The organism is Pseudomonas sp. MWU13-2105 (genome assembly GCF_023242315.1).
Classification (GTDB): Bacteria; Pseudomonadota; Gammaproteobacteria; order Pseudomonadales; family Pseudomonadaceae; genus Aquipseudomonas.
Window position 1 is genome coordinate 1 of the sequence record NZ_JALLIY010000040.1, and the last position, 11,707, is coordinate 11,707.

The 11,707-nt window shown below is 65.7% G+C and carries 1 protein-coding gene; it reads left to right on the forward strand.

Features of this window, described 5'->3' with window-relative positions; translation table 11 throughout:
* The coding region (locus tag M5B96_RS31900) for a non-ribosomal peptide synthetase (protein ID WP_248801094.1) at window positions 1–11,707 on the forward strand (11,707 nt) is incomplete at both ends.

The window sequence follows — 11,707 nt, forward strand, 5'->3', positions numbered from 1 at the left end:
GGGCGAGATCGACGCCCGCCTGGCCAAGCACCCGGCCGTCCACGAAGCCGTGGTCGCGGCCCGTGAAGACATACCGGGCGACAAGCGCCTGGTGGCCTATTACACCCTGGCGGCTGGGCAGACTTCAGTCGATATCGACAGCCTGCGCCTGCACCTGCAGGAACAGTTGCCGGAGTACATGGTCCCGGCGGCCTACGTGCTGCTTGAGTCCATGCCGCTGACCCCGAACGGCAAACTCGACCGCAAGGCCCTGCCGGCCCCGGACAGCGATGCGCTGATCCGCCGTGGTTATGAAGCGCCCGAGGGCGAAACCGAAATCGCCCTGGCGCAGATCTGGAGCGATTTGCTCAAGGTCGAACAGGTGGGGCGTCACGATCACTTCTTCGAGCTGGGCGGGCATTCGTTGCTGGCAGTCAGCCTGATCGGGCGCATGCGCCAGATCGGCCTGAGTGCCGATGTCCAGGTGCTGTTCGGCCAGCCGACCCTGGCCGCGCTCGCCGCCGCCGTGGGTGGGGGCCGTGAAATCCGCGTGCCGGCCAACCTGATTGGCGAAGGTTGCGAACGTATTACCCCGGATCTGCTGCCGCTGGTCCATCTCGACCAGGCCGCCATCGACCGTATTGTCGCCAGCGTGCCGGGCGGCGTGGCGAACGTGCAGGATATCTATCCGCTGGCGCCGTTGCAGGAAGGCATTCTCTACCACCACCTGTCAGCCATGGCCGGCGACCCCTATGTCCTGCACATGATGTTCACGGTGCAGGAGCGTCAACGCCTGGACGATTTTGCCCAGGCGCTGCAACAGGTGATCGATCGCCACGACAGCCTGCGCACCGCCGTACTCTGGGAAGGCCTGGACGAGCCGGTCCAGGTGGTCTGGCGCCAGGCTCGGCTGCACTGCGAGGCAGTGGAACTGGACTCGGCTGCCGGTGATATCGCCGGCCAGCTCAAGGAACGTTTCGACAGCCGTCACTCGCGCCTGGACGTCACCCGCGCGCCGCTGATGCAACTGGTGTTTGCCCGGGATGGAGCCGGGCAGCGCTGGGTGGCGATGTTGCGCTTCCATCATATGGCCCTCGACCATACGACCCTGGAGGTGGTCCGCCATGAGCTCCAGGCGTACCTGCAGGGGCAGGCCGCGCAGCTCGGCAGCCCGGTGCCGTACCGCAACTATGTGGCCCAGGCGCGCCTGGGCCTGAGCCGCGAGGAACACGAGGTGTTCTTCCGTGACATGCTCGGGGATGTCGACGAACCCACGCTGCCGTTCGGCCTGCGCGAGGTGCAGGGCGAAGGCCAGCAGATCGAGGAAGCTTCGCAGGTCCTGGCATCGAGCTTGAGCCAGCGCTTGAGGAACCGTGCCCGGCAGTTGGGGGTGAGCGCCGCCAGCTTGCATCACCTGGCCTGGGCGCGGGTGATGGGGGTACTGTCGGCCAAGTCGGACGTGGTCTTCGGCACCGTATTGATGGGCCGGATGCAAGGCGGCGAAGGCGCCGAGCGAGCGCTGGGGATGTTTATCAACACCTTGCCGCTGCGGGTCGCCGTGGGCGAGCAGGGCGTGCGCGCCGGGGTCAAGGCGACCCACGCGCGGCTGACCGCGCTGCTCGGCCATGAGTATGCCTCCCTGGCCCTGGCCCAGCGTTGCAGTGGCGTGGCCGCGCCAACGCCGCTGTTCAGCGGCCTGCTCAACTACCGCCACAGTGCCGCGGATAGCGTTTCCGAACAGGCCGTGCAGGCCTGGCAAGGCATCGAGATCCTCGGCAGCGAGGAGCGCAGCAACTACCCGCTGACCCTGTCGGTGGATGACCTGGGTGAAGACTTCGCCCTCAGTGTCCTGGCGCCGCAGGCGATCGGCGCGCAACGGATCTGCGACTACATGCACACGGCCCTGGTCAATCTGGCCGATGCCTTGGAGCAGGCGCCGCTGACACCGCTGTCCGCGCTGTCGGTACTCCCGGCCGGCGAGCGCGAGTTGCTGCTGGAAGACTTCAACCACAGCGCCACGCCTTATCCCGCCGACCTGACCATCGCCCGCCGGTTCGAGGCCCAGGTCCTCGCGACCCCGGACGCGCTCGCGGTGGTCCACGAAGGCCAGGGCCTGAGCTATGCCGAGCTGAATCGTCAGGCCAACCAACTGGCCCGTCATCTGCACGGCCTTGGCGTACAACCCGATGATCGTGTCGCGATCAGCGCCCGGCGCAGCCTCGACATGCTGGTCGGCCTGGTGGCGATCCTCAAGTCCGGCGCCGGTTATGTGCCGATCGATCCATCCCATCCGCTGGAACGCCTGGCCTATCTGCTGCGCGACAGCTCCCCACGGGTGCTGCTGACCCAGGCCGACCTGCTCGAACGCCTGCCGGCGCTGGACGTGCCGGTGCAGTTGCTCGACGCCGAGGCCCGCCGCGCCACGGGTGTCGACGCGCAACCGCACGGCAACCTGGATATCACCGCGCTGACGCCGTCCAGCCTGGCTTATGTGATCTACACCTCGGGCTCCACCGGCGAGCCGAAGGGCGTGATGGTCGAGCACCGCCAATTGTCCAATCTGGTGAGCTGGCACTGCCAGGCGTTCGCCCTGCAAGCGGGCAGCCAGACCTCCAGTGTCGCCGGCTTCGGCTTCGACGCGATGGCCTGGGAAGTCTGGCCGGCGCTGTGTGTCGGCGCCACCTTGCACCTGCCGCCGGCCACGGCCGGCAGTGAAGACGTCGACGGCCTGCTGGCCTGGTGGCTGGCCCAGCCGCTGGACGTCAGCTTCCTGCCGACGCCGATTGCCGAATATGCCTTCAACCAGTCGTTGCGGCACCCGACCTTGCGCACCTTGTTGATCGGCGGCGACCGCCTGCGGCAGTTCCCCCGGGGCCAGGGTTTCGCCCTGATCAACAACTATGGCCCGACCGAAACCACGGTGGTGGCCACCTCCGGGCTGATCGACGAACACGCCGCGACGCTGCATATCGGCAAGCCAGTAGCCAATACCCGGGTCTATCTGCTCGACGAGCAACTGCGTCCGGTACCGCTGGGCGTGCCCGGTGAACTCTATATCGGTGGCGCGGGCGTGGCTCGTGGTTACCTGAACCGCGCGGCACTGACCGCCGAACGCTTCCTCAAGGACCCGTTCAGCAGCGATCCCGCGGCGCGCATGTACAAGACCGGCGACCTGGCGCGCTGGCTGGCCGACGGCAATCTCGACTACCTGGGGCGTAACGACGACCAGGTGAAGATCCGTGGCCTGCGTATCGAACTGGGGGAAATCGAAACCCGCCTGGCCAGCCATCCCGAGATCCTGGAGGCGGTGGTCCTGGCCCGCGAGGACCACCCCGGCGACAAGCGCCTGGTGGCTTATTACAGCTCGGCCGAGGCCACGCTGGAAATCGACACCCTGCGCGCCTACCTGCAAACGCAACTGCCGGACTACATGGTGCCGTCGGCCTATGTCGCCCTGGACAGTTTTCCGCTGACCGCCAACGGCAAGATCGACCGGCGCGCGCTGCCGGCGCCGGACCTGGCGGCGTTGGTCAGCCGTGGCTACGAAGCGCCCCAGGGCGATATTGAAATCACCCTGGCGCGGCTCTGGGCCGACGTACTCAAGGTCGAACGCGTCGGCCGGCATGACCATTTCTTCGAACTCGGCGGTCACTCGCTGCTGGCGGTCAACCTGATCGGGCGCATGCGCCAGCTCGGCCTGGCGGCGGATGTCCGCGTGCTGTTCGGCCAACCGACCCTGGCCTCGCTGGCGGCGTCGGTGGGCGCGGTCAGCGACCTGGCGGTTGCGGCCAACGCGATTGCCGCGGACTGCCAGCGCATCACCCCGGACATGCTGCCGCTGATCAGCCTGGACCAGGAGGCCATCGACCGCGTCGTGGCCACGGTGCCCGGTGGCGCGGCGAACGTGCAGGATATCTATCCGCTGGCACCGTTGCAGGAAGGGATTCTCTACCACCACCTGAGCGCCGAACAGGGCGACCCCTATGTGCTGCAATCGCAGTTCGCCTTTGACAGCCGCGCCCGCCTGAACGATTTTGCCCAGGCGCTGCAAGCGGTTATCGATCGGCATGACATCCTGCGCACCTCCATGCACTGGGAAAGCCTCGACGAGCCATTGCAGGTAGTCTGGCGCCACGCCGAGCTGAGCGTCGAGGAAGTCCATCTGGATCCGCGTGTCGGCGGTATCGCCGAGCAGTTGCAGGCGCTTTTCGATCCGCGCCAGGTACGCCTGGATGTCCGCCTGGCGCCGATGCTGCGCCTGGTCTTCGCCCTGGACACGGCCAACCAGCGCTGGCTGGCGACCTTGCTGTTCCACCATATGGTCCTCGACCACACCGCGCTGGACCAGGTGAAGCAGGAAATGCAGGCCTGGCTGTTGGGCCAGACCGATCAACTGGGCGTCGCCGTGCCCTATCGCAACTATGTCGCCCAGGCCCGCCTGGGGGTCAGCGAGCAGGCCCACGAAGCGTTCTTCAAGGAAATGCTCGGCGCTATCGACGAGCCGACACTACCGTTCGGCCTGCAGGATGTGCAGGGCGACGGGCATGCCATCGAACAGGCCCACCTGGCCCTGGACGCCGGTTTGAGCCAGCGTCTGCGGGTCCAGGCCCGTCAGTTCGGGGTCAGCGCCGCGAGCCTGGTGCACCTGGCGTTTGCCCAGGTCCTGGGGCAGGTCAGCGGGCGCGAGCAGGTGGTGTTCGGTACCGTGCTGTTCGGTCGGATGCAGGCCGGCGAGGGCGCCGAGCGGGCCCTGGGGATGTTTATCAATACCTTGCCGCTGCGGGTTGACCTGGGCGAGCGGGAAGTCCGTGATGGGGTCAAGGCGACCCATGCGCGGCTGACCGCCTTGCTCGGCCATGAACACGCCTCCCTGGCCCTGGCTCAGCGTTGCAGCGGCGTGGTTGCGCCGGCGCCGCTGTTCAGCGCGTTGCTCAACTATCGCCACAGCAGCACGCTGGTGACCGAACAAGGCCAGAGTGCCTGGCAAGGCATGCAGGCTCTCGCGGGCGAAGAACGGACCAACTATCCGTTGACCGTCAACGTCGACGATCTGGGCGACGGCTTCCACTTCACCACGCTGGTGGCCGCGACCATTGGCGCGCAACGTGTTTGCGGTTACTTGCAGACGGCCTTGGACGGTTTGGTCCAGGCCCTGGAACAGGCGCCACAGACGCCGTTGCACGCGCTGTCGATATTGCCGCCGGCCGAGCGCGGACAGTTGCTCGAAGACTGGAACCAGTCTGGCCGGGACTATGCCGCCGATGACTTGATCCACCAGCAATTCGAAGCCCGCGCCGAAGAGCGGCCGGAGGCCGTGGCGCTGGTGTACCAGGATGAAAGCCTGAGCTACGGTGAACTCAACGCCCGTGCCAACCAGGTTGCTCATCGCCTGCTGGCCCTGGGTGTGCGTCCGGATGATCGGGTGGCGATCTGCGTCGAACGTGGCCCGGCAATGATCATCGGCCTGCTCGGGATCCTCAAGTCCGGCGCCGGTTATGTGCCGCTGGACCCGGCTTATCCCCGTGAACGCCTGGCCTACACCCTTGGCGACAGTGCTCCGGTGGCCTTGCTCAGCCAACACTCGGTGCAGGAAGCCTTGCCGGCGGTGCAGGTGCCCATCATCAATCTTGACGATACGGATCTGCGCGACGAATCCGTACGCAATCCGCAGGTGCCGGGGCTGACGGCCGCGCATCTGGCCTATGTGATCTACACCTCCGGCTCTACCGGTCTGCCCAAGGGCGTGATGGTCGAGCATCGCAACGTCGCGCGGTTGTTTTCGGCCACTGAAGAATGGTTTGGCTTTGGCGAGCAGGATGTCTGGGCGCTGTTTCACTCGTTCGCCTTCGACTTCTCGGTCTGGGAAATCTGGGGCGCGCTGCTGCATGGCGGTCGTTTGCTGATCGTGCCGCAATTGGTCAGCCGTTCCCCTGAAGACTGCTACAACCTGCTGTGCAGTGCCGGGGTCACGGTGCTCAACCAGACCCCGAGCGCATTCCGTCAATTGATTGCGGCCCAGGGTGAAAACGGCCGGCCACACACGTTGCGCCAGGTGATTTTCGGCGGTGAAGCGCTGGATACGGCGCTGCTCAAGCCCTGGTACGCGCGGGAGCTGAACGCCGCTACGCAACTGGTGAATATGTACGGCATCACCGAAACCACGGTGCATGTGACCTACTATCCATTGCAGGCCGAAGATGCCCAGCGCCTGGGTGCCAGCCCGATCGGCAAGCGCATTCCCGACTTGCAGCTGTATGTCCTCGATGACCGTCGCGAGCCAGTACCGGTGGGCGTGGTCGGCGAGCTGTATGTCGGTGGCGCCGGGGTTGCCCGGGGCTACCTGAACCGTGCCGAACTGAGTGCCGAGCGTTTCCTCGACAACCCGTTCAGCCGCGAGGCGAATGCGCGCATGTACCGCACCGGTGACCTGGGTCGCTGGCTGGCCGACGGCAGCCTGGAATACCTCGGTCGTAACGACGAGCAGGTGAAGATTCGCGGTTTCCGCATCGAACTGGGCGAGATCGAAGCGCAGCTTGGTGCCTGCGAGGGCGTGCGGGATGCGCTGGTGCTGGTGCGCGAAGACGAACCCGGCGACAAACGCCTGGTGGCTTATGTCATCGGCGCTGCGGGGGTTGAGCTGGACGCCGCGCAACTGCGTGAGCAACTGCGCCAGTCCCTGGCCGAATACATGCTGCCAAGCGCCTTTGTCAGCCTGGAAAGCTTCCCGCTGACCGCCAACGGCAAACTCGACCGCAAGGCCCTGCCGGCCCCGGATCGCTCGGCGGTGGCCAGCCGTGGCTACGAGGCCCCTGAAGGTGACACCGAGATCGCCATTGCGCGGATCTGGCAGGAGCTGTTGCAACTGGATCAGGTCGGTCGCCATGACCACTTCTTCGAACTGGGCGGCCACTCGCTGCTGGCGGTGAAACTGATCGAGCGCATGCGCCAGGTCAACCTCAGTGCCGATGTCCGTGTGCTGTTCGGCCAGCCGACCCTGTCCGCCCTGGCGGCCGCGGTGGGTGGCAAGCACGAGGTCGAAGTCCCGGCCAACCTCATCCCCGAAGGTTGTGAACACATCACCCCGGACATGCTGCCGCTGGTGTCCCTGAGCCAGGAAGATATCGACCGCGTGGTCGCCGGCGTGCCTGGCGGCCTGGCCAATGTGCAGGATATCTACGCCCTGGCGCCGTTGCAGGAGGGGATTCTGTATCACCACCTGGCCGCGGCCCAAGGTGACCCGTACCTGCAATATGCGATGTTTGCCTTTGACAGTCTCGAACGCCTGCACAGTTTCGCCCAGGCCCTGCAAGGCGTGGTGGCGCGACACGATATCCTGCGTACCTCGGTATTCTGGGAAAGCCTCGATGCGCCGGTGCAAGTGGTCTGGCGCGAAGCGACCCTGGGTCTTGAACAGCTTGAGCTGGACCCGGCGAACGGTGAAGTGGTCGAACAACTGCGTGAACGCCTCGATCCACGCCATACCCGCCTGGATATTCGCCAGGCGCCGATGATGCGCATCGGTTATGCCCAGGACCCGGCGAATAAGCGCTGGGTCGGCATGCTGCTGTTCCATCACCTGGTGGACGACGCCACCTCGCTGCGCATTCTCTGCGGCGAAATCGAGACGCATATGCTCGACCGCCAGGCCGAGCTGCCGCCGTCCGTGCCGTATCGCAACTACGTGGCCCAGGCCTGGCTGGGTGTCAGCCGCGAAGAACATGAAGCGTTCTTCCGCGACATGCTCGGCGATATCGAGGAACCGACGCTGCCGTTCGGCCTGCAGGATGTGCAGGGGGACGGGCATGCGATCGAGGAAGTGCGGCAACGTGTGGACGACGACCTGAGCCTTCGCCTGCGCTTGCAGGCCCGTCAGCTCGGGGTCAGTGCCGCGAGCCTCTGTCATCTGGCCTGGGGTCGTGTACTGGGCGTGGTGTCGGACAAGGACGATGTGGTCTTTGGCACCGTCTTGCTCGGTCGCCTGCAAGGCGGCGCCGGGGCCGATCGGGCCCTGGGCATGTTCATCAATACCTTGCCGCTGCGGGTGGCGCTGGGAGAGCAGGGCGTGCGCAGTGGTCTGAAGGCCACCCATGCCCGACTCAGCGGGCTGCTGGCCCATGAACACGCGTCGCTGGTACTGGCGCAACGCTGCAGCGGCGTGGCCGCTTCGACGCCGCTGTTCAGTTCCTTGCTCAACTATCGGCAGATCGGCGATACCAACGTGACCGACCAGGCGTTGGCCGCCTGGGAAGGTATCCAGGCGCTGGACGGCGAAGAACGCACCAACTACCCGCTGACCTTGTCGGTGGACGATCTGGGTGAAGGTTTCAACCTGACCGTCATGGCCGAAGGGCAGATTGGTGCCGAGCGGGTCTGCGGCTATATGCACTGCGCCCTGAAAAACCTGGTGCAGGCCCTGGAGCAGGCGCCGGACACGGCCCTGGGCGCGATCAATATCCTGCCGCCGGGCGAGCGCCAGCAATTGCTGGAAAGCTGGAACACCCCTCATGCGCTGTACGCCGATGACGCCTTGATCCACCGCACCTTCGAAGCCTGGGTGGTGGCGCAACCGGAAGCCGTGGCCCTGCAGTATGAAGGGCGCACGCTGACCTACGCTGAGCTGAACGCCCGCGCCAACCAGGTCGCCCATCATTTGCTGACCCTGGGCGTGCGTCCGGATGACCGGGTGGCGATCTGTGTCGAACGCGGCCTGGAGATGATTGTCGGGCTGTTGGGTATCCTCAAGGCGGGTGCCGGCTACGTGCCGATCGACCCGGCCTATCCGGCCGAGCGTATCGCCTACCAGTTGCAGGACAGTGCTCCCGTGGCGGTATTGGCCGATGCCGCCGGCCTGGCGCTGCTGGGTACCTTCGACGGCCCACGGGTCGATCTGCGCAGCCCGGCGCTGCAGGCCCAGTCGAGCAGCAATCCACGGGTCAGCGGGCTCAGCCCGCATCATCTGGCCTATGTGATCTACACCTCGGGTTCGACCGGTCTGCCCAAGGGCGTGATGGTCGAGCACCGCAATGTAGCGCGGCTGTTCTCGGCGACCCAGAGCTGGTTCGAGTTCAATGAGCAGGACGTCTGGGCCTTGTTCCACTCGTTCGCCTTCGACTTCTCGGTCTGGGAAATCTGGGGTGCGTTGCTGCACGGCGGGCGTCTGCTGGTGGTGCCGCAACTGGTCAGCCGTTCGCCCGAGGATTGCTACGCACTGCTGTGCAACGCCGGGGTAACGGTGCTCAACCAGACCCCGAGCGCCTTCCGCCAGTTGCTCAACGCCCAGGGCGAGAGCGATCTGCGCCATTCCCTGCGCCAGGTGATTTTCGGTGGCGAAGCCCTGGAGACCGGGATGCTCAAGCCGTGGTACGCCCGGGTGGCCAACGCCGGCACCCAGTTGGTGAATATGTACGGCATTACCGAAACCACGGTGCATGTGACCTACTGCCCATTGGTGGCGGCGGATGCGCAGCGGGCGGGCGTCAGCCCTATCGGCGTACGGATTCCCGATTTGCAATTGTATGTGCTCGACAGCCGTCGCGAGCCGGTGCCGGTAGGCGTGGTCGGCGAGCTGTATGTCGGCGGTGCCGGGGTGGCCCGGGGTTATCTGAACCGTGCCGAACTGACTGCCGAGCGTTTCCTGGCGAACCCGTTCAGCAAGGATCCCCAGGCGCGCTTGTACAAGACCGGCGACCTGGGTCGCTGGATGGCCGATGGCAGCCTCGATTACCTGGGCCGCAACGACGACCAGGTGAAGATCCGCGGTTTCCGTATCGAGCTGGGCGAGATCGAAGCGGCGCTGGCTGCTTGTGAAGGCGTCCGCGAGGCGGTGGTGCTGGCCCGCGAAGACGAACCAGGAGATAAACGCCTGGTGGCATATGTGATCGCCGCGCCGGGCCAGGAGGTGGCTGTCGCCGAACTGCGGGCGCAATTGTTGCTGTCCCTGGCCGACTACATGGTGCCAAGTGCCTTCGTGGCCCTGGAAGCCTTCCCGCTGACCACCAACGGCAAACTGAATCGCAAGGCCCTGCCGGCACCGGATGCGCAGGCCCTGGTACGACGTGACTACGCGGCTCCTGAAGGCCCGGTGGAAATCGCCATCGCGCAGATCTGGCAATCCTTGCTGCAACTGGAGCAGGTCGGTCGCCATGACCACTTCTTTGAGTTGGGCGGGCATTCGCTGCTGGCGGTGAAACTGATCGAGCGTATGCGCCAGGTCGGCCTGGCCGCCGATGTGCGGGTGCTGTTCAGCCAGCCGACCCTGGCGGCCCTGGCTGCGGCGGTGGGCGGGCATCAGGAGGTGCGGATACCAGACAACCTGATCGCTCCGGGCTGTGAGCGTATTACCCCGGACATGCTGCCCCTGGCCGATCTGGATCAGGCGGCCATCGATCGGATTGTCGCCAGCGTTCCGGGCGGTGTGGCCAATGTGCAGGATATCTACGCCCTGGCGCCGTTGCAGGAAGGGATTCTTTATCACCACCTGGCAGCCCATGAGGGTGACCCCTATGTCTTGCAGGTGCTGTTCGCCTTCGACAATCGCGAGCGCCTGGGTGGTTTCGCCGAGGCCTTGCAGAGCGTGGTCGATCGCCATGACATCCTGCGTACCAGTGTGGTCTGGGAGGGATTGGACCAGCCGGTGCAGGTGGTCTGGCGCACAGCGCAACTGGGTGTGGAAGAGGTGGCGGTCGATCCGGCGGCGGGTGACGTTCTGGAGCAACTGCACGAGCGTTTCGACCCGCGCCATTACCGTCTGGACATTGGCCAGGCGCCGCTGATGCGCATCGCCTACGCACCGGACATGGCCAACCAGCGTTGGGTCGGGATGTTGTTGTTCCATCACATGGCCCTGGACCATACCGCGCTGGAAGTGGTGGTGCAGGAAATGCAGGCCAGCCTGCAAGGCCTGGGCGGGCAATTGCCGGCGCCGGTGCCGTACCGCAACCATGTGGCCCAGGCCCGCCTGGGCGTCAGCCAACAGGAACATGAAGGGTTTTTTCGCGAGATGCTCGGCGATATCGACGAGCCGACGCTGCCTTATGGCATCCAGGATGTACAAGGCGACGGCAGTGGTGTCGACGAAATCCGCCAGGTGCTTGACAGCGGTTTGAGCCAGCGCCTGCGCAGCAGCGCGCGGCAACTGGGTGTCAGCGCCGCGAGCCTGGTGCACCTGGCCTGGGCCCAGGTAGTGGGCCGGGTCTCGGGCCGTGAGGAAGTGGTCTTCGGCACCGTGCTGATGGGCCGCATGCAAGGCGGCGAGGGCACCGACCGGGCCCTGGGCATGTTTATCAATACCTTGCCGCTGCGTCTCAGCGTCGGTGGCCAGGGCGCACTGGCCGGGGTCAAAGCCACCCACGGGCGGCTGTCGATCCTGCTCGGTCACGAGCATGCCTCGTTGTCCCTGGCCCAACGTTGCAGTGGCGTGCCGAGTTCGTTGCCGCTGTTCAGCACGCTGCTGAACTACCGACACAGCGCCAGCGGCGTGGCCTCGTCCGAAGCGCTATCGGCCTGGCAGGGCATCCAGACCCTGGGTATGGAAGAGCGCACCAACTATCCGTTGTGCCTGAACGTCGATGACCTGGGCGATGACTTTATGCTCACCACCCAGGCGGCGGGGCAGATCGGTGCCGAGCGGGTTGGCGGTTATATGCAGGCCGCCCTGGCCAGTCTGGTGGAAGCACTGGAACAGCGGCCACAGGCAGCGCTGAACAGCCTGTCGATCCTCCCGGGCGAT